Below are 19,488 nucleotides of genomic sequence, written 5' to 3'. Positions count from 1 at the left end.
ATGCAATGATTGAGCTTCGCCATGTCAGCAAAACATTCTCCCGTAATGGAAACCCGGTTCTGGCATTAAAGGACATTAACCTTAGTATTGCTAAGGGCGATATTTTCGGGATTATTGGTTATAGCGGTGCAGGGAAAAGTACCTTGCTACGTTTAATCAATCGTCTCGAATCGCCAGGCCAGGGAGAGGTGGTGATTAATGGCGAAGTATTGCAGGAATTTAGCGGTAAACGTCTGCGTGCGATCAAGAAAGATATTGGAATGATCTTTCAGAACTTTAATTTGCTGAATTCGAAAACGGTTTTCCATAACGTCGCCATTCCGCTCATTTTGCAGGGGCGTGATAAGGCATTTATTCAGGCACGGGTGACGGAGTTGCTGGAGTTTGTCAATCTCAGCGACAAGCTGCATAGCTTCCCGAACGAATTATCGGGCGGGCAAAAACAGCGTGTCGGTATTGCTCGCGCGCTGGCGACCAATCCATCCGTTTTATTGTGTGATGAAGCGACATCGGCGCTGGATCCCCATACCACGGTGCAGATCTTACTGTTGTTGCAGGAGATCAACCGCCGCTATGGCATCACCATCGTGCTGATCACGCACGAAATGTCGGTTATTCAGAAGATCTGTAACAAGGTTGCGGTAATGCAGAACGGCAGCATTGTGGAGCAGGGAGAGGTCTTTAACTTGTTTGCCCAGCCGCAACATCCGGTCACCGCCAGCTTCGTGCAGTCGGTGATTCATGACAAGCTGCCGGAGCGCGTCTCCTCTGTGCTGCAACGGGATAACGGCGCGCAGGCTCTGCGCCTTGAGTTTGTTGGCGCAACGGCGCAGCAGCCCATCATCAACCGCATCATCAAGGACTATGCCATTGAGGTGAATATTCTCTTTGCCAGCATGTCCGACGTTCAGGGGCGAATTCTGGGGTTCATGATCGTGCAGATTCTCGGTGAGGCAGAGCAAACCGACAACGCCATTGCCCACCTTCGCGACGCAGGAGTGAAAATCACCCATGTTTGAGTTTATTGACACAGCCGTCACCGGCGATCAATTCCTGCTGGCATTGCACGACACCCTGGTGATGATCGCCGTTTCGCTGGGTTTCGGTTCACTGCTCGGCATCCCGCTGGGCATTGTGCTGGTCGTTTGCCGTCCTGGCGGCATTCTGCCCAATCGGTTTGTGCACCAGGTGCTGAACCCGATAATCAATGTTGTCCGCTCGCTGCCGTTTATCATTTTGCTGATCACCATTCTGCCTTTTACCCGTCTGGTGGTGGGTACCACCATCGGTACGGCAGGGGCGATTGTGCCGCTGATTGTTTTTATTGCGCCCTATATTTCCCGGCTGGTCGAAAGCTCGCTGCTGGAAGTGGATGAGGGGATCCTTGAGGCCGCCGATGCCATGGGCGCCACCGCCTTACAGACCATCTGGCACTTTATGTTGCCGGAAGCAGCATCATCTCTGATTTTGGCCCTTACTACCGCCACCATTGGCCTGCTGGGCGCGACCGCCATGGCCGGAACCGTGGGCGGCGGCGGGATCGGCGATTTAGCCATTACCTATGGTTACCAGCGCTTTGATGCTTTCGCCACGCTGGTCACCGCGCTGGTGCTGATTGTCATCGTTCAGCTTATCCAGACCCTCGGAACCCGCGTTGCTCGCCGTATTCGCCGCGAGTGAGGCTGCTATTTCATCTATTCAGGAGAGCAATATGCCAGTTGTAGAGAGCTTTACCCTCGACCATACCAAAGTCAAAGCCCCGTATGTCCGCGTAGCCGGTTATGAGCGTCACCGGCTTGGCAGTGTGGTGCAGAAGTTTGATTTACGTTTCCTGCAACCCAATGCGGATGCCATTCCCACCGCCGCGCTACACACTCTGGAACACCTGCTGGCGTTTGGTCTGCGTGAAGAACTGGAAGGCGTTATCGATATTTCACCGATGGGTTGCCGTACCGGTTTCTATCTGATCCTGTGGGATGAGCACGATCCGAAACACATCGCAGCGGCGCTGACACGGGTCTTGCAGCGTGTGCTTACCGCAACAGATGTGCCTGCGGTCACGCCGCTTGCCTGCGGCAACTATCGCGATCACTCACTGTTCTCGGCCCAGGAATACGCGAAGCTGGTGCTGGATGCCGGTATCAGCGACGACCCGTTTCGGGAATAAGCGATGATTGCCCTCGATTTTCGCGGCCAGACTGCCGTCGTGACCGGCGGCCTGCAGGGGATTGGTAAAGCCATTGCAGAACTGCTGCATCGCGGCGGCGCAAATGTAGTGGTAGGCGATATCGCCGCCAGAGCGCGGGAGCAGACGCTGCGCCAGCTAGTGCTACGTACCGATGTTTCCTCTCGCGAACAGGCCCATCAGCTCATTGGCGCCGCGGTGGAGACTTTCGGCGGCGTGGACATCCTGGTCAACAGCTGTGGCGTCTCGGCGATGAGTACGGTAACGCAGATGAGCGATGCCGACTGGCAGCGCATTCTGGACGTCAACGTCAAAAGCATTGGTTACCTGGCGGAGGCGGCCATACCGCTAATGAAAGTCAAAAGCGGTGGCCGCATCATCAATATCGCCTCACAGGCGGGAAAAAATGGCTATCGGCTAATGGGGCAGTATGTGGCGTCTAAACATGCGGTCCTCGGCCTGACTAAAGTGATGGCCATTGAGCTCGCCCGTGACAATATCCTGGTGAACGCGGTGTGCCCCGGCATTGTCGAGACGGAGATGAAGTGGCGCGAACGTCGCGAAGGTGCGGAACTGCGCGGCATGACGCCGGAAGCCATCTACGCCGAAGACTGTTCCCAGGTTCTGCTGGGACGCACGGCGCAACCAGAAGATGTGGCTGGCGTAGTGGCGTTTCTTGCCAGCCCGCTGGCGGCCTATATGACCGGGCAGGCGATTAATGTTACTGGTGGGATGACGATGCACTAAAACCTGCCCATCAGGCTATTTTATTTGCCATTTTGGACCTGGGCAGTGCTCACAATCCTCACGTACTACGTGTACGCTCCGGTTGTTGCGCGCTGTCCGTGTCCAAACTGCCTGCAACAATAACGCCTGATGGGCAGGTTTCATTTCTGAGGTATCACAATGAAACCTGATCAACTTGCGGTAATGCACTGGGGAACCTACCGGGTGACCACCGATAACGGCAAACTGACCGCTGTCAGCCCGGTGGCCTGGGACAGCAACCCGTCGCGCATTGGGCAATCGCTGCCGGGTGCGGTGCAGGGAACCTCACGCGTACGCCGTCCGGCGGTGCGGGAGGGGTTTCTGCAAAAAGGCGCCGCCTCGCGGGAAGGGCGTGGACGTGAACCTTTTGTCGAAGTGAGCTGGGAGCAGGCGCTGACGCTGGTGGCCGATGAACTCACCAGAGTGAAACGCGAGCAGGGCAATGCGGCGATTTATGGCGGCTCTTATGGCTGGTCGAGCGCCGGACGTTTTCATCATGCGCAAAGCCAGCTGCACCGTTTTCTCAATTTCTTTGGTGGCTATACCGGCAGCACCAATACCTACAGTATCGCCGCCGGAGAGCGCATTTTGCCGCATATTCTCGGCGATCTCGACACCCTGCAACGCCAGCATACTCACTGGCCGGTGCTGGCGGAGCACTGCGAGTTATTTGTCGCCATTGGCGGCTTGCCGCTGCGTAATGCGCAGGTGAACGGCGGCGGGGCCAACGATCATGCCCTGCAACACTGGTTGCAGACCTTGCGCCGTAACGGCACCCGCTTTATCAATATCAGTCCGGTAAAAAACGATCTCTCTGCCGTACCGGATGCCGACTGGCTGGCCGTTATCCCGGGGAGCGACACTGCGCTACTGCTGGCGCTCTGCCAGGTGCTGATTGCCGACGGGTTATACGACCGGGCGTTTGTTGACAGCCACACGGTGGGGTTCGCACCGTACCGGGATTATCTCTTTGGCCGGGATGACGGCGTGGTGAAAAGCCCGGAATGGGCTGAGTCCAGAACCGGGCTTGCCGCCGGGGCGATCCGTCATCTGGCCCATGAGATGGCACGGCATCGCACGATGATTAACATAGCCTGGTCGGTTCAGCGTGCCCGCCAGGGAGAACAGACCTTCTGGGCGACGGTGGCGTTGACCGCGCTGCTGGGGCAGATTGGCACGCCCGGCGGTGGACTGGGCTTTGGCTACGCTTCGACCAACCTGGCGGGAGCCGACCGGCGCGTCTTTTCCGGCCCGCGTTTGCCCCAGGGGCGCAATCCGGTTGAGGGCAAAATCCCGGTCGCCCGTTTCGCCGACATGCTGCTGCATCCCGGCGAACCCTATGAATTTGACGGGCAGACCCACTTTTACCCGGACATTCGCTTTGTCTACTGGGCGGGCGGCAATGTCTTTCATCACCATCAGGATCTCAACAGGCTGGTGCGCGCCTGGCGGCGTCCGGAAACCATTGTGGTCCACGAGCAGTACTGGACGGCGCAGGCGAAATTCGCCGACATTGTGCTGCCCGCCACCACCTCGCTTGAGCGCGAGGACATCGGGAGCGCCAGCAACGACGGCTTTATGATCGCCATGCGCCAGCACATTGCGCCGTTTGCCGATGCCCGCGATGACTATGCTATTTTCAGCGGGCTGGCTGCCCGTCTCGGGTTTGGCGAGGCTTACACCGAAGGACGGGACGTCAGGGCCTGGCTACAGGTTATGTATGAGCAGTCGCGCCCGCGCGCCGAGGCCGAAGGGATCGCACTCCCGGCGTTCGATGATTTCTGGCAACAGGGCGTGCTGGAATTTATGCGTCCTGAAGAGCCGCAAATCCTGCTTAAGGATTTTCGTGACGATCCGCTTAACGCCCCGCTTGCCACACCTTCCGGTAAGATAGAGCTTTTTTCGCAGACGATTGCCGATTTTGGCTACGAAGAGTGTCCGGGGCATCCGTACTGGCACGAGCCGGAAGCGCAGTATCAGCAGACGGTTGCCCGGGAATGGCCGCTGCATTTGCTCTCCAGCCAGCCGCGTACCCGGCTGCACAGTCAGTACGACCACGGCAGCGTAAGCCGGGAGAGCAAAATTTCCGGGCGAGAGCCGCTGTGGATCCATCCGTATGATGCTGCCGCGCGCGGTATTCGCGACGGCGACGTGGTGAAAGTGTTCAATACGCGAGGCGCATTACTGGCCGGGGTGAAATTGAGTGAGGCTATACGGCCCGGCGTGGTGCAGATGTCCACCGGCGCCTGGTATGACCCGGAAAATACCGCCGACGCCCAGCCGCTGGATAAACACGGTAATCCCAATGTGTTAACCGAAGATCGCGGCAGTTCGCGTCTGGGACAAGGCTGTAGCGCGCAGAGTTGCCGGGTGGAGATTGCGAAATTTGAGGGGAGGTTGCCAGCGGTAACGGCCTGGGAACCGCCTGTTTTTGTCACGCTCGGGCAACAAAAACAGGCGTGATACCTTACTGCACGGCGGCGAAGGCTGAGGCTACGCGTGCGATATTGTTGTGGTTAAGGCCCGCCACGCAGACACGGCCGCTGGCAATCAGGTAGACCCCAAAGGCTTCACGCAGTTTATCCACCTGTTCGGCGCTGAACCCGGTGTAACTGAACATCCCGCGCTGGGTGAGCAGGTAGGTAAAATCGTGATCCGGCAGAGCGTCTTTAAGCACATCCACCAGCGCCTGGCGCATTTCGCTGATGCGGGTGCGCATGGCGTCCACTTCGGCACGCCACAGGGCGTTCAGCTCTGGATCGTTGAGCACCATGGAAACCACCTGCGCGCCAAAGTTCGGCGGGCTGGAGTAGTTGCGACGCACGGTGGCTTTTAACTGGCCCAGCACGCGTCCGGCGGCATCGGCATCTTCACACACCACGGACAACCCGCCCACGCGCTCGCCGTACAGCGAGAAAATCTTGGAGAACGAGTTGCTGACCAGCGCAGGCAGGCCAGTGCTGGCAATCGCGCGAATGGCGTAGGCGTCATCTTCCAGACCCGCGCCAAATCCCTGATAGGCGATGTCGAGGAACGGGATCAGATCGCGGGAAATCAGCACTTCAATCACTTCATCCCACTGCGCATTCGTCAGATCCGCACCCGTCGGGTTATGACAGCACGGGTGCAGCAGCACGATACTGCGCGGCGGTAGCTGTTTTAAGGTGCTGAGCATGCCGCTGAAATCGACACCACGCGTGGCGTTATCGAAGTACGGGTAGGTGTGTACGTTAAATCCGGCACCGGCAAAAATAGCGATGTGGTTTTCCCAGGTCGGATCGCTGACCCATACGTCGGAGTCCGGGAAGTAGCGTTTCAGGAAATCGGCGCCCACTTTCAGCGCACCTGAGCCGCCCAGCGTCTGGATAGTGGCAATACGCCCGGCGTTCAGCGCCGGATGGTTGTTGCCAAACAGCAGTGTCTGAATGGCGCTGCGATAAGGGGCAAAACCTTCCATTGGCAGATAGAGGCTGGCTTTGTGTGGCTGACTCTGCAGGCGGGTCTCAGCTTCCTGAACGGCTTTAAGGCAAGGAATGATGGCCTGCTCGTCATAATACAGCCCGATGCTGAGATTCACTTTGTCAGCACGTTTGTCCTGATGGAAAGTCTCCATCAACGACAGGATAGGGTCGCCCGCGTAGGCGTCAACATTCTGGAACACAGTCACTACTCCTGAAATTACAGTCAGAGGTCAATCCATTACACCGCGTAGCGTCCCGGGCGGTGGTTCATGGCAATAATGGAATTCAGAATCACGGCACCCACAATAGAGGCCGCGAGCATCGGCAGGCTCACGAAGAACAGCGATGCGGTCACGATGCAGGCATCAACCACCATCTGGAATTTACCGGCGCGGATGCCGCTTTTATCCTGCAGATAGAGCGCCAGAATATTTACGCCGCCGAGGCTCGCTTTATGGCGGAACAGCACCACAAAGCCGATGCCAACCATGATATTGCCAAAGAGTGTGGCGTAGTAGGGATTAAGCTGATCGAAATGGATAAAGCGCCCGTGCAGATCGGAGAACAGCGACACCAGCGCCACGGCGCAGAACGTTTTCAGCGTAAACTGCATGCCCATCCGGCGAACAGAGAGCCAGTAAAACGGCAGGTTGATCAAAAAGAACGCCACGCCAAACGGCAAATGGGTTGCGTAGTGGATCAGAAAAGCGATACCCGCCGTACCGCCAGTGAGCGCGCCCGCCTGGCGGAACATAATCACGCCAAAAGAGATCATCAGCGTACCGAACAGCAGCGCCAGCGCATCTTCCAGCCAGGTATGAGCAAGTTTATTGGGAGTCAGGACGTTATCCATAAGAAAGTACGATTCAACAATTGCCAGAGATAAGAAATATCCTGCAAAAACCACACCAGATCCGCTTTCCGGCATAACTGAGTGGGGAAAAAACAGGCGGCCATATCCCTAACATATTGATATGGCGAAAAGAGAGGGGTGCGTGTTTTGTGCGTTTACATGCCGATATTCGGGTGATGTGTGTGATTTTTTCTCATTCTATACATTAATCAACCGGTTGGTTGCACCAAAATAAGGCGCACTGCCCTGTATCAGGGCAGCAAACCGCTGTCAGGCATCAACTGACCATTTTCTTTCAGGCGGTTAAGGACAACGGAGGTCTTCAAATGCGCAACCCCTTTGTTTTGCGCCAGAATATGGCTGATTAAATGACTCAGGCCGGGTAAATCCGGCACGGCAACCCGGAGCAGGTAATCGGCGTCACCGGTGGTTTTCCAGGCATCGAGAATCGCGTCCACTTCGCTTATCATCTGGTGGAAACTTTCCACATACTCCTGCGTGTGGTTTAAAAGACGCACTTCAATCAGCCCCAGCATTTCACGCCCGGCGGCGTCCGGCGCGAGCCGCGCATGATAACCGAGAATCAATTGTGCCTGCTCCAGTGCGATACGACGCCGTGAACACTGGGAAGCAGAAAGGCCAATGAGATCGCTCAGTTCCTGGTTGGTCAAACGGCCGTTGGCCTGCAACAGGGTGAGGATTTTCAGATCAAAGTCGTCGATGTTATACATGTGCGCCAATACCGGAACGAAAGAGTGACTACCAGACTAACAGCTTTTTTGATGGCGGGAAGCCTGACGGCGCTGCGCTTTTTCCCATTGCACTAAAACGGTTCGTTTTCATGCATTCGAAAGTCACTTTTCTCATAAGTCGTGCGTGATTGGCGTCGTTAATGCGCGAAACTGCTGAACATTCAACCGATTCTCACAAAGTGTGAATCTGCATGAAAATTTATATTGTTCGCTTATTCAGTGAGTTAGCCTGCTATTGTCGTTCTCTCCCCACTGGCTGGCCTGAAAGTTGCTCAGGCCGGTGGTGACTTTTACAGACAGGGGAGAGGTCAGAGATGGCAGCACAACACGATAACGAATTAAAACGCGGGTTAAAAAACCGCCACATCCAGTTGATTGCGCTTGGTGGGGCCGTAGGCACCGGGCTGTTTTTGGGCATTGCACAGACGATTCGCATGGCCGGGCCGTCCGTACTATTGGGGTATGCGATTGCCGGACTGATTGCTTTTTTCATCATGCGCCAGCTCGGCGAAATGGTGGTAGAGGAGCCGGTGGCGGGGTCTTTCAGCCATTTTGCCAATCGCTACTGGGGACCTTTTGCCGGGTTTATGTCCGGCTGGAATTACTGGGTGCTGTATGTGCTGGTGAGTATGGCAGAGCTGACGGCGGTTGGGATTTATATTCAGTACTGGTGGCCGGACGTGCCAACGTGGGTGTCGGCGGCCATTTTCTTTGTGGCGATCAACGCTATCAACCTGACGAACGTCAAAGTGTACGGCGAGATGGAGTTCTGGTTCTCCATTATTAAAGTCGCTGCCATCATCAGTATGATTGTTTTTGGCGGTTATCTGCTGTTTAGCGGCAACGGTGGTCCGGACGCATCGGTGGCGAATCTATGGCAGGATGGCGGATTCTTCCCGAACGGCATCAGTGGTCTGGTTATGGCAATGGCGGTGATCATGTTCTCCTTTGGCGGCCTGGAGCTGGTGGGGATCACCGCAGCAGAAGCCGACGATCCGCAAAAAAGCATTCCCAAAGCCACGAATCAGGTTATTTACCGTATTCTGCTGTTTTACGTGGGATCGCTGGCCGTTTTACTGTCGCTCTACCCGTGGAAAAACGTGGTGGAAGGCGGCAGCCCGTTCGTGCTGATCTTCCATGCACTGGACAGCAATATCGTCGCCAACGCCCTCAATCTGGTGGTGCTCTCCGCCGCGCTGTCGGTTTATAACAGCTGTGTTTACTGCAATAGCCGCATGCTGTTTGGCCTGGCGCAGCAGGGTAACGCCCCGCGTTCGCTGCTTAAGGTAAACCGCCGGGGGATCCCGCTGACCGCGCTGGGCGTTTCCGCTGTGGCTACGGCGCTGTGTGTACTGATCAACTATGTGATGCCGGGTAAGGCCTTTGAATTGCTGATGGCATTAGTGGTTGCCGCATTGGTGATCAACTGGGCGATGATCTGTATCACCCACCTGAAATTCCGTCTCGCCATGCAGAAAGCCGGGAAAACCACCGCCTTTCAAAGCCTGGGTTACCCGCTGACTAACGTTATTTGTCTGCTGTTTCTGGCGGCGATTCTGGTGGTGATGTTTATGACGCCGGGGATCCGCATCTCCGTATGTCTGATCCCGGCATGGCTGCTGGTGCTGGGGGCGGGCTATATGTGGAAGAAAAAACGCGCCGCCGCCGTTCTGATAGCGGAAGTAAATCAGGGCTAAACCATCACGCCGGAGCAATGCTCCGGCGATGAGACGAAAATAGGGTGAGAAGCGTCACCAGCCGTATTTGGAATAACCCTCTATCCACCCTGTGCCCGTGCGTCTGAACATACCTGTCTGATTGCCTCTTCCGAGCAGGATAAAAACCGCAACAGAAAGGCAGTATCTTTCTCTTTTCATTTGCCTCGACCTGATGTGTGCATTAGCTGTGTATAAATACAGTCAGTCAGCTCTCACACGAGACGGAACGCAATTCACATGATAATGCTGGCTGGATGGTTGATCGCAGATGAGCCGTCTGCATTGTTTTAAAATCATCGCACGATGATCAGAGGAAATTCCGGATACTCACCGGTCATAGATATCTATTTAATTAATATTTCTCGTCATGTATAGAGTATTAAACCAAAAAAGATAAAAATACTGGCAGAATATAAATAAAGTCAGGGGCGAAGCGGCTCCGTTTACGACCTGTTTTTATTGCTGTATAACGGAATTGCTTAGCATGAAAACTATCGCACCATAATAAGAACGAACGGCAAAACAAAGGTTAAGGTAATGTCAGACGAGAGAATCTCCGAGAAAGTCAAAAACGTGCAGTCATCTGCCATCCGCGAATTATTAAAACACAGCAAAATGGAAGGGGTTATCTCTCTTGGCGGGGGCATTCCTAACCCCGATCTCTTCGATCGCGAAGGGCTCCAGATGGCGATGGATAAAGTGTTATCTGTTTCCTGGAAAGATGCTTTTCAATACGGTCTGAGCGAAGGCAGCCCGGATTTGCGTGAGGCGATCTGCCAGCTTCTGAAACAGCGTCTGATTACCTGCCACCCTGACGACGTCGTGATTACCTCGGGTTCTCAGCAGTCTCTGGATATGCTCGCCCGCGTACTGATTAACCCGGGTGATGTCATTGTTGTGGAAAGACCCACCTACCTGGCCGCATTGCAGGTCTTCCATCTGGCGGAAGCGCAGCTTGCGTCTGTGGGCACAGACGGTGAAGGCATGAAGGTTGATGAGCTGGAAGAGCTGGTTAAAACCACCACCATCAAAGCCGTTTATATTGTGCCGACCTTCGGCAATCCTGGCGGAGTCACACTTTCTGATGAGCGTCGCAAAAAGCTGGTTGAACTGTCCAAACGCTATAACTTTGTCATTATCGAAGATGATCCTTATAGCGAAATTAATTTCACTGACAAACTGTTCAAGCCATTAACCGCATGGGCGAAAGAGATCGATAACAGCGAAAACGTTATTTACACCTCGACGTTCTCTAAAATCCTGGCACCGGGTGCGCGCGTGGGTTGGGTTGTCGCGCCGGAGTGGATTAAGAAACAGATTGTGACCCTGAAACAGGCCACGGATTTGCATACCAGTTCACTCTCGCAGTCGCTGGCTTATCACTATTTGCAGACGGGGCGCCTGCCAGATCAGTTAAAAATTATCCGTGCCTCTTATAAAGATAAATGTCAGGTGTTATGTGAAGAGATTGAACGCGAGTTAGGCGAGCATTTGACCTTCCACCGTCCGCAGGGCGGGATGTTCCTGTGGGCTAAATTTAAGTATCAAAAGAACACCACTGACTGGCTGAAAAAGACGCTGGCAAACGGCGTGGTCTATGTGCCGGGCGAGTTCTTCTATGCGGATAACCCGGATGCGTCGACGTTGCGTATGTCTTACGTGTCAGTGGCAGATGAAAACCTGAGAAAAGCCGTTGCCCGCCTTAAAGCCTCTCTTGAATAAGTTCAGACATAAAAAAACCATGTATCCCACAAGGGATACATGGTGAGTAAAGGGTTTATGTCCATATCCACTGACAAATGATTCATGTGCCTGAGTGCGAATATGTATTAAACCAATCATCTAAATGCTTCGAGAATACTTCTACAACAAGCTGTAAAAGTATTTCTGCATAATGATTTTATTGTGCCTCTGCGTCAAATTCAAATGTTGAATCATATGATTCAAAATCAAAATAAATAACGTTCCGGGGGGGTATCTGCTTGCGTTCTGGCGGGTGAAAATGCAGGTTATTTCTAAATAAGCACTTATATTACCGTTAGTTACGCATATTTTATGTGGGTCTTTAAAGATAAATTCATTGCACGATTAGTGACTGGGATCGCATATTAATAAATGTTGAATAAATCACTGGAATTATTTATTAGTTGTTGATGGTTTATTTAATCTCATCTTAAAGCCACCCTTCGTCTTTACATAAAAGCCACAAACGCATATCAAATTCCAGCTGATGGTACTGAGGTTCCATGTGGCAACATAATTGATAGAACGCTTTGTTGTGTTCTTTCTCTTTCAGGTGTGCCAGTTCGTGCACCACAATCATCCGCAGAAAGGCTTCCGGCGCCTGGCGAAAAACGGTAGCGACGCGGATTTCGGCTTTTGCTTTAAGTTTACCCCCCTGCACGCGCGACACGGCGGTATGCAGCCCTAATGCGTTTTTCAGAACGTGGATTTTGCTGTCATAAGCGACTTTGTTGATTTGCGGCGCGTTACGCAAAAACTGATTTTTAAAATCCTGCGTATAAACATAGAGCGCTTTATCGGTCGTGATGTCGTGCGTATCGGGGTAGCGCTTGCGTAAAACCTCGCCCAGTCGGTTTTGCGTAATCAGCGTTTGTACCTGCGTCAGCAGTGTTTCGGGGTAACCCTGCAAATAAGTGAGTGTTGTCATGTTTAAGGGGTTTACAACTCCGGATAATTAAGCGATAAAACGCGCGAATTCTAGCATCCCGGAGGGTCGATGGGCCAGGTTGAGTTAATTGGACAGTCATTTGCATTAGAGCGTTTCCCACCTAATGCTGAAGAAGCATCGTTACAGGCGTGGGACGCGGCAGATGAATATCTGTTAAATCAGGTAAATGAGACCGAAGGCACGACGCTCATCTTTAACGATAGCTTCGGCGCGTTGGCCTGTGCCCTGGCGGAGTATCGTCCTGTCAGCGTCAATGACTCATTTATCGCGGAGCAGGCTACGCGCCATAACCTGCGTCTGAACGGAATGGACGAAGATGCGGTGACTTTCCTGGACAGCCTGAGCGAATTGCCGGCTGCCCCCGCCCGCGTGCTGATTAAAGTACCCAAACAACTGGCGCTGCTGGAGCAGCAGCTTTGCGCGTTGCGTCGCGTCGTGACCCCGCAAACGCAGATTATCGCCGGAGCCAAAGCGCGCGATATTCACAACTCCACTATGGCGTTGTTTGAAAAATACCTCGGGCCGACCACGACATCGCTGGCGTGGAAGAAAGCACGCCTGATCTACTGTACCTTTACTGCCCCGGCCGTGGCCGATGCGCCGCAGACCTATGACTGGCAATTAGAGGGAACGGACTGGACCATCCATAACCATGCGAATGTCTTTTCGCGCAGCGGGCTGGACATTGGCGCGCGTCTTTTCCTCAAGCATTTGCCGGAAAATGTGGAAGGGGAGATGGTCGATCTTGGCTGTGGTAACGGCGTGATTGGTCTGCAACTGCTGGCGCAGAACCCGCAGGCGCGCGTGCTGTTTACCGATGAATCCCACATGGCCGTCGCCTCCAGCCGCCTGAATGTGGAACGCAATATGCCGGATGCGCTGGCACGCAGCGAGTTTATGGTCAATAACGGGCTGTCAGGTATTGAGCCGGACCGTTTTGATGTGGTGTTGTGCAACCCGCCGTTCCATCAGCAAAGCGCCATCACCGATCATATTGCCTGGCAGATGTTCCACGATGCGCGCCGTAGCCTGAAATACGGCGGCGAATTAATCGTGGTCGGCAACCGTCATCTCGATTACTTCCGTAAGCTTAAGAAGATTTTTAGCAACTGCAGCAACGTGGCGTCTAACGGTAAGTTCGTGGTGCTAAAAGCAGTGAAATTGCGCAAACAGCGCTGATTTTCCTCCTGGATGCGCTTCGCTAAGCGGGGCTACAAAATTGTAGCCCGGATAAGCGCAGCGCATCCGGGAACATCGCAAAACCTCAGATCGTCAGCGCCAGCGTGGTGCCCTGCGCAATCGCCCGGCGAGCATCAAGCTCCATTGCCACATCACAGCCGCCAATCAAATGCACCGTTTTTCCCGCTGCCCGTAGCGGATCCGCCAGCTCGCGTCGCGGCTCCTGACCCGCACAGAGGATCACATTGTCCACCGCCAGCAATTGCGGTTCGCCGCCGATCAACACATGCAGACCCTCATCGTCGATCTTCTGATAGCTGACTGACGGGATCATTTTCACCCCGCGCGACAGCAGGGTAGCCCGGTGGATCCAGCCGGTGGTTTTACCCAAACCTTCACCCGGTTTGCTGGCTTTCCGCTGGAGCATCACAATCTTACGCGGGCTTTTCGGAAACTGTGGCCCTTCCGGGCGCAGGCCGCCCACCTGGTCGAGGCTGGTATCGATCCCCCATTCCACGCAAAATTCCGCGATATTCAGGCTGGTGGACTCGCCCGGCTGGCTGAGATACATCGCGGTATCAAAACCAATTCCCCCACAGCCGACAATGGCCACCTTCTCGCCGACCGGCACTTTATCGCGTAAAACGTCAAGGTAGCTCAGCACCTTCGGATGGGCGATCCCCTCGATCTCCGGCGTGCGCGGCACAATGCCGCTGGCGAGGATCACCTCATCAAAGGCGTCCAGCATGGTGGGCTGCACAAACTGATTGAGCCGCAGCGTCACGCCGGTAATGTCGATCATTTTGCGGTAGTAGCGCAGGGTTTCGTAAAACTCCTCTTTGCCGGGGATCTGTTTGGCGATATTGAACTGACCGCCAATCTCGGCGGCCGCATCAAACAGCGTCACGCGATGACCACGCGCTGCGGCGTTGACGGCAAAGGCCAGTCCGGCAGGACCGGCGCCAATCACGGCCAGCGTTTTTTGGCGGGGGGCAGGCGTGAGCGGCATTTTTGTTTCGTGGCAGGCCCGCGGGTTGACCAGGCAAGAGGTCACTTTGCCCACGAAAATCTGATCGAGGCAGGCCTGGTTGCAGCCGATGCAGGTGTTGATCTCATCGGTCCGGCCGTTTTGCGCTTTGGAGAGGATCTCGGCATCGGCAAGGAACGGGCGTGCCATGGACACCATATCAGCATCGCCCCGGGAGAGAATATCGTCGGCTACCTGCGGATCGTTAATGCGGTTGGTGGTTACCAGCGGGATGCCGACTTTACCTTTCAGCTTGCGGGTGACCCAACTGAATGCCGCGCGCGGCACCGGGGTGGCAATGGTCGGGACACGGGCTTCATGCCAGCCGATACCGGTATTGATGAGAGTCGCGCCCGCCGCTTCAATGGCCTTCGCCAGTTGCACAGTTTCCGCGAACACGCCGCCACCTTCCACCAGGTCGAGCATCGACAGGCGATAGATAATAATAAACTCCCGGCCAACCCGCTCACGCACCGCCCTGACCACTTCCACGGCGAAGCGCATCCGCCGGGCGTAATCGCCGCCCCATTCGTCTTTCCGCTGGTTGGTCCGCGCGGCAAGAAACTCGTTAATCAGATAGCCTTCTGAGCCCATCACTTCGACGCCATCATAGCCTGCCTGCTGTGCCAGATGCGCGCAGCGGGCGAAGTCGTCAATCAGGGCGAGGATCTCGTCGTGGGTCAACTCGTGCGGAGTAAAGCGGTTAATCGGTGCCTGAATGGCGGACGGTGCCACCAGATTCGGCTGATAGCTGTAACGCCCGGTATGCAAAATTTGCAGGGCGATTTTGCCCCCTTCCTGATGCACGGCATCGGTTATCAGGCGGTGATGAGGAAGCTGATTTTCATCATTAAGCACCGCGCCGCCCTGCATGGTTACCCCCGAGAGCGCCGGCGCTACGCCGCCGGTGACAATCAGCGCCACACCATGACGCGCGCGTTCGGCATAGAAGGCCGCCAGCCTGTCCGCGCCATCGGGGCGCTCTTCCAGGCCGGTGTGCATTGACCCCATTAAGACGCGGTTCTTTAACGTGGTAAAACCCAGCTCCAGGGGTGCAAACAACGATGGGTAGTGGCTCATATCGCTTCCAGTGTTAATTTTTTGTTATGTGGTCGGATGAGTTGTAATTTAGCGTTTACCGGAGAAAAGGGAAAAGGGGAATGTGGCGATTGTGATGGGATTCAAAGATTGGTGCGGGGGAAAATGCGGCTCTGGTGGTCATTCCGTTCACCTTATGTTCTTTGCTTTTCTGTCGCGACAGAACCCGTGAACGTGCCAGGGTGGCTCACCGCCACCACCCTGGCGACCCGGGCTCCCGGCCAGGAAAATCGCCGCTGGCGCGGTCCATTCGTCTTATGTCGTCTGACTGTCGGGTCGGGGACCAGCCTGCATCCTTGCAGGCTATCCCCTCCGCCCGCGTCCCTGCGGGCGGCCCCGGTCAGCCGTCAACGCCTCATCGATTTTCAGCCGGACCCTGTCATCGCGGTAACGGTTTTATTCTGATGACGCGGTCTCATCGCTGTAAAACGTAATATGACCGGGATTCCTCAGCCCACGGGGAGAGGGAACCCCACAAAAAATGCGAGCACGATGATCGGTCCCCTCTCCCCGTGGGAGAGGGCCAGGGTGAGGGGGAAAATGCGGCTCTGATGGTCATTCCGTTCACCTTATGTTCTGTGCTTTTCTATAACGACAGAACCCGTGAACGTGCCAGGGTGGCTCACCGCCACCACCCTGGCGACCCGGGCTCCCGGCCACGAAAATCGCCGCTGGCGCGGTCCATGAGGCTTATGTCGTCTGACTTTCGGGTCGGGGACCAGCCTGCGTCCTTGCAGGCTATCCCCTCCGCCCGCATCCCTGCGGGCGGCCCCGGTCAGCCGTCAACGCCTCATCGATTTTCAGCCGGACCCTGTCATTGCTGTCACTGTTTTATTCTTATTAAGCGGTGTCATCGCTGTAAAACGTAATATGACTGGGATTCCTCGGGGCCTCTCCCGTAGCCCGGATAAGGCGTTTACGCCGCATCCGGGATTGCTGCCAGGACCCTCAGGCAGAAGGCCGGGGTGAGGGTGAACGTACCAGCCCCGGAGCCTGCCACATGGACGTTGTCAGTCCGCTGTCCACCAGGCCGAGCTGATCGGCATACACAGCCTGCCATTTCTGCATCATCTCGTCATACAGCTCACGGTGCTGCGGGTTCGGCGTGAACTCCCGGCTCCATTTCACCAGCCGCTCACCGGTCGCCGCCATATCGTCGTACAGACCTGCCCCGACACCTGCGGCAATGGCGCAACCCAACGCGGTCGCCTCTTTAACCTCCGGCACGCGCACGGGTAAGCCAGTGACATCACTTAAAATCTGGCTCCACAGCGCCCCTTTTGAACCGCCGCCGGCAAACACCAGACTGTCGAATTTCACCCCGGAAAAACGGGAAATCTGCGCCAGATTACAGGCTGAGACAATGGCGGCATTCTCTTCCAGCGCGCGGAATAACGTTGCTTTATTGCATTTTTCCGGGTCGATGGAGAGGTTAATAAACGACGGCGCCGCGTGGTACCACTGCTTGAAATGCATCGCATCGGAAAAGATCGGCATCACGCCGTGGGAGCCCGCCGGGACGCGAGCAGCCATCTCTTCCAGCAGGCTATATGTGTCCATGCCCATGCGTTCGGCAATCAACTTTTCTTCCGCGCAGAAGGCGTCGCGGAACCAGCGCATGGTTAAGCCGGTAAAGAAACTGATCGACTCCGCCTGTGCCATGCCTGGGATCACATGCGGATTCACGCGAATATTCATCTCCGGGTCGGTTCGCACCTGTGGCAAGTTGACCACCTGTTGCCAGAATGTCCCGCCCAGCACCGCCGTCTGCCCGGGGCGGACCACCCCGAGCCCAAGACAACCCAGTTGCACGTCGCCGCCGCCCATAATGACAGGGGTGCCCTCGCGTAGACCGCTCTCCTGCGCCGCCTCTTTGGTCACTTCACCCAGCACGCTACCGGTCTCTTTGACCGGCGAGAGAATATCGGCGCGCAGTCCGGCCATATCCAACAGGGACGGCCGCCAGTCACGGGTAAACAGATCGAGCATGCCGGTCGTGCCAGCGTTGGAGGGATCGACCGCCAGCCAGCCGGAAAGGCGCGCCGCCAGCCAGTCGCTGATCATGGTGATCGTGGCCGCGTTGCGATAGATATCCGGGCGATGGTGCGCCAGCCACAGCAGGCGTGGCATGGCGCTCAGGGCCAGCGTCTGTCCGGAGACGTCATAGACTTCGGATTCAAACTGATCATTGTGGATCTCTTTGAGTTCGGCGACTTCCCGGCTGGCGCGGGCGTCGACGTTAGCGCAGGCCCAGATGGCGTCACCGTACTGGTCGTACAGCACGATGCCTTCGCGCATGGAACAGCAGGCGATGGACTTGATATCCGCACCGGAAAGACCCGCGCGCTCCAGCGCCTGGCGAATGCACTGGCAGGCGAGTTTCCAGTTGGTCGCGAGATCGAATTCCATTGAGCCCGGCACGTTTTCCACGCTCAGGTGTTTCCATTCCGCCTGGCCGACGGCGACCTGTCTGCCGGTTAAATCGAAGATCACTGCACGTATGCTGCCGGTCCCTGCATCTAACGCTAAAAGGTAACTCATGGGCTTGCCTCGCTGTTATCAGCGCAGCGCGGCAAGCGGCGCGTTATTGCGCCAGCGCCAGAACCGCGCGTGCTGTTGTTTCTTCCGTCACCAGGCCATTGATACGGCGACCTTTGAGTGCGGCATAAATCGCGTCTGCTTTTTCCACACCTCCGGCGGCACCGATGATGGTCGGCAATTGCGCCAGCTCATCCAGGGTGACGCCAAGTAATTCCCTGTGAATCTCCAGCCCTTCGACCCGTTTACCATCGGCCTGTAAAAAGAAACCCAGGATGTCGCCGACAGCGCCTTTGCGCGCAAACATCAACTGTTCACCTTCGCTGATATAGCCCGAGCGCAGGATCGTGGCATCGCGTTTCTGGTTTACTGACCCAATGCCCACCACGGCAACGTCGGCGGCGGTGGCGGCGAGGATCACATCCCGTACGCTCGATTCCCGTTTCAGGATCTCTGCCACCTCCGGCGACGATACGCGCAGTGGGGCGGGGATCATGCTGACGCTACAGGCGGCATCGAGTTGACCAATCCCGGTCATATAGGGGCCGACGCCGCCGGATAACGTCACCAGACGAATTTGCTGCGAACTGATAAACCCGCTCAGATGCTGCAGACAACTCATCATGGTTTCGCCAAATCCCACCGCCAGAAGCTGGCCTGGCTCCAGTACCCCCATCAACGACTGCGCTGCGCCAATCCCGAGCCGCACGCTCATTGGCGGGGTATTCAATGCAGGCAGCACGCGGGTCAGACGTAAGCCAAACTGGCGCTGCAGCTCCGTTTCCAGCGCCAGGCATCCTTCATAGCGGGAGTTAATCTGTACGCGGATCACCCCGGACTGGCGCCCCTTCTCCAGCAGGCGAGAAATTTTGAGGCGCGGTAAACCCAGGCGCTCTCCGATATCGTTCTGCGTCAGGCCGTCGTGGTAGTAACACCAGGCCACACGGGCCACCAGTTCTTCTTCTGCCAGCGCCAGACCTGCAAAGCGTCCTTCTTCTGATGTTCTTTTTTCGCTCATATCTGAACTCTTATAAAAATTTAGATCATATGTTCGTGCTTGCCTGGGGTGAAAGTGTGAGCCGCCTGGCAAAACGGATCTTTTGATGTCGCTGTTGGAATAGAGAGATCCAAATACATAAAAGTGTGATCATTGCACGGTTGTAAATATAGTTCACCGTCTACGCTTTTGAACATTATTTAAATAAAAAATCATTTGT

15 protein-coding genes are annotated in these 19,488 nt (G+C 55.6%); 8 read left to right on the top strand and 7 right to left on the bottom strand.

Features of this window, described 5'->3' with window-relative positions; translation table 11 throughout:
- Positions 1–5: 5 nt before the first annotated feature.
- The 5 genes from L2097_RS20735 (at position 6) to L2097_RS20715 (ending at position 5,416) form a co-directional block, all read left to right on the top strand.
- Positions 6–1,019 (top strand): methionine ABC transporter ATP-binding protein, encoded by a 1,014-nt coding sequence (locus L2097_RS20735; protein WP_047373018.1) that lies wholly within the window; start codon positions 6–8, stop codon positions 1,017–1,019.
- Positions 1,012–1,680 (top strand): methionine ABC transporter permease, encoded by a 669-nt coding sequence (locus tag L2097_RS20730; protein WP_085005614.1) that lies wholly within the window; start codon positions 1,012–1,014, stop codon positions 1,678–1,680. Before L2097_RS20735 ends, L2097_RS20730 begins: the two co-directional genes overlap by 8 nt.
- Before the next feature lie 31 nt (positions 1,681–1,711).
- A complete protein-coding gene (locus L2097_RS20725; RefSeq protein WP_047373020.1) occupies positions 1,712–2,167 on the top strand; it encodes an S-ribosylhomocysteine lyase in 456 nt (151 codons plus the stop codon).
- Positions 2,168–2,170: 3 nt separating this feature from the next.
- Positions 2,171–2,932 (top strand): SDR family NAD(P)-dependent oxidoreductase, encoded by a 762-nt coding sequence (locus L2097_RS20720; protein WP_250353601.1) that lies wholly within the window; start codon positions 2,171–2,173, stop codon positions 2,930–2,932.
- A gap of 159 nt (positions 2,933–3,091) precedes the next feature.
- Entirely contained in the window at positions 3,092–5,416 is a 2,325-nt protein-coding gene (locus tag L2097_RS20715; RefSeq protein WP_250353600.1) for a molybdopterin-dependent oxidoreductase, read from the top strand.
- 4 nt (positions 5,417–5,420) lie between these two features.
- Here the strand turns inward: L2097_RS20715 and L2097_RS20710 are convergent, their stop codons facing one another.
- From L2097_RS20710 to L2097_RS20700, 3 genes are all read right to left on the bottom strand, one after another.
- On the bottom strand, positions 5,421–6,614 hold the full coding sequence (locus L2097_RS20710; protein WP_047373023.1) for an amino acid aminotransferase: 1,194 nt from the start codon (positions 6,612–6,614) through the stop codon (positions 5,421–5,423).
- A gap of 38 nt (positions 6,615–6,652) precedes the next feature.
- Entirely contained in the window at positions 6,653–7,267 is a 615-nt protein-coding gene (locus tag L2097_RS20705) for a YitT family protein (protein ID WP_039077539.1), read from the bottom strand.
- Positions 7,268–7,518: 251 nt separating this feature from the next.
- Positions 7,519–7,998: an Lrp/AsnC family transcriptional regulator gene (locus L2097_RS20700; RefSeq protein WP_047373024.1), complete on the bottom strand. Its 480-nt coding sequence runs from the start codon at positions 7,996–7,998 to the stop codon at positions 7,519–7,521.
- A 335-nt stretch (positions 7,999–8,333) separates the two neighbouring features.
- Here L2097_RS20700 and L2097_RS20695 point away from each other — a divergent pair, with 335 nt between their 5' ends.
- Both L2097_RS20695 and L2097_RS20690 read left to right on the top strand, forming a co-directional pair.
- Positions 8,334–9,716 carry an amino acid permease gene (locus tag L2097_RS20695; protein WP_250353599.1) on the top strand — a complete coding sequence of 461 codons (1,383 nt, stop codon included), beginning with the start codon at positions 8,334–8,336 and terminating at the stop codon, positions 9,714–9,716.
- Between the two features lie 558 nt (positions 9,717–10,274).
- Entirely contained in the window at positions 10,275–11,459 is a 1,185-nt protein-coding gene (locus L2097_RS20690; RefSeq protein WP_047373036.1) for an aminotransferase-like domain-containing protein, read from the top strand.
- Positions 11,460–11,910: 451 nt separating this feature from the next.
- Here L2097_RS20690 and L2097_RS20685 read toward each other — a convergent pair whose 3' ends face one another.
- Entirely contained in the window at positions 11,911–12,408 is a 498-nt protein-coding gene (locus L2097_RS20685; RefSeq protein WP_047373037.1) for a M48 metallopeptidase family protein, read from the bottom strand.
- Positions 12,409–12,477: 69 nt separating this feature from the next.
- Between L2097_RS20685 and rlmG the strand changes: the two genes are divergently transcribed.
- On the top strand, positions 12,478–13,608 hold the full coding sequence (gene rlmG, locus L2097_RS20680) for a 23S rRNA (guanine(1835)-N(2))-methyltransferase RlmG (protein WP_250353598.1): 1,131 nt from the start codon (positions 12,478–12,480) through the stop codon (positions 13,606–13,608).
- An 85-nt stretch (positions 13,609–13,693) separates the two neighbouring features.
- Here rlmG and L2097_RS20675 read toward each other — a convergent pair whose 3' ends face one another.
- The 3 genes from L2097_RS20675 to lsrR form a co-directional block, all read right to left on the bottom strand.
- A complete protein-coding gene (locus L2097_RS20675) occupies positions 13,694–15,715 on the bottom strand; it encodes an oxidoreductase (RefSeq protein ID WP_250353597.1) in 2,022 nt (673 codons plus the stop codon).
- Positions 15,716–16,681: 966 nt separating this feature from the next.
- Complete coding sequence (gene lsrK / locus L2097_RS20670; protein ID WP_250353596.1) at positions 16,682–18,274, bottom strand: autoinducer-2 kinase; 1,593 nt, start codon at positions 18,272–18,274, stop codon at positions 16,682–16,684.
- 43 nt (positions 18,275–18,317) lie between these two features.
- Positions 18,318–19,289 (bottom strand): transcriptional regulator LsrR, encoded by a 972-nt coding sequence (gene lsrR / locus L2097_RS20665; RefSeq protein ID WP_047373041.1) that lies wholly within the window; start codon positions 19,287–19,289, stop codon positions 18,318–18,320.
- Positions 19,290–19,488 lie beyond the last annotated feature (199 nt).

It is taken from the genome of Citrobacter sp. MNAZ 1397, assembly GCF_023613995.1.
GTDB classification, from domain to species: Bacteria; Pseudomonadota; Gammaproteobacteria; order Enterobacterales; family Enterobacteriaceae; genus Phytobacter; species Phytobacter ursingii.
Note: the sequence above shows the minus strand (reverse complement) of the source record. Positions and strands in the feature narration are given on the sequence as shown.

Bases quoted from the DNA above. Each gene is read 5' to 3' on its own strand.
- L2097_RS20675 (WP_250353597.1), bottom strand. From the start codon at position 15,715: ATGAGCCACTACCCATCGTTGTTTGCACCCCTGGAGCTGGGTTTTACC.
- L2097_RS20720 (WP_250353601.1), top strand. From the start codon at position 2,171: ATGATTGCCCTCGATTTTCGCGGCCAGACTGCCGTCGTGACCGGCGGC.
- L2097_RS20690 (WP_047373036.1), top strand. From the start codon at position 10,275: ATGTCAGACGAGAGAATCTCCGAGAAAGTCAAAAACGTGCAGTCATCT.
- L2097_RS20735 (WP_047373018.1), top strand. From the start codon at position 6: ATGATTGAGCTTCGCCATGTCAGCAAAACATTCTCCCGTAATGGAAAC.
- L2097_RS20695 (WP_250353599.1), top strand. From the start codon at position 8,334: ATGGCAGCACAACACGATAACGAATTAAAACGCGGGTTAAAAAACCGC.
- L2097_RS20730 (WP_085005614.1), top strand. From the start codon at position 1,012: ATGTTTGAGTTTATTGACACAGCCGTCACCGGCGATCAATTCCTGCTG.
- rlmG (WP_250353598.1), top strand. From the start codon at position 12,478: ATGGGCCAGGTTGAGTTAATTGGACAGTCATTTGCATTAGAGCGTTTC.
- L2097_RS20705 (WP_039077539.1), bottom strand. From the start codon at position 7,267: ATGGATAACGTCCTGACTCCCAATAAACTTGCTCATACCTGGCTGGAA.
- L2097_RS20725 (WP_047373020.1), top strand. From the start codon at position 1,712: ATGCCAGTTGTAGAGAGCTTTACCCTCGACCATACCAAAGTCAAAGCC.
- L2097_RS20715 (WP_250353600.1), top strand. From the start codon at position 3,092: ATGAAACCTGATCAACTTGCGGTAATGCACTGGGGAACCTACCGGGTG.
- lsrR (WP_047373041.1), bottom strand. From the start codon at position 19,289: ATGAGCGAAAAAAGAACATCAGAAGAAGGACGCTTTGCAGGTCTGGCG.
- L2097_RS20685 (WP_047373037.1), bottom strand. From the start codon at position 12,408: ATGACAACACTCACTTATTTGCAGGGTTACCCCGAAACACTGCTGACG.
- L2097_RS20700 (WP_047373024.1), bottom strand. From the start codon at position 7,998: ATGTATAACATCGACGACTTTGATCTGAAAATCCTCACCCTGTTGCAG.
- lsrK (WP_250353596.1), bottom strand. From the start codon at position 18,274: ATGAGTTACCTTTTAGCGTTAGATGCAGGGACCGGCAGCATACGTGCA.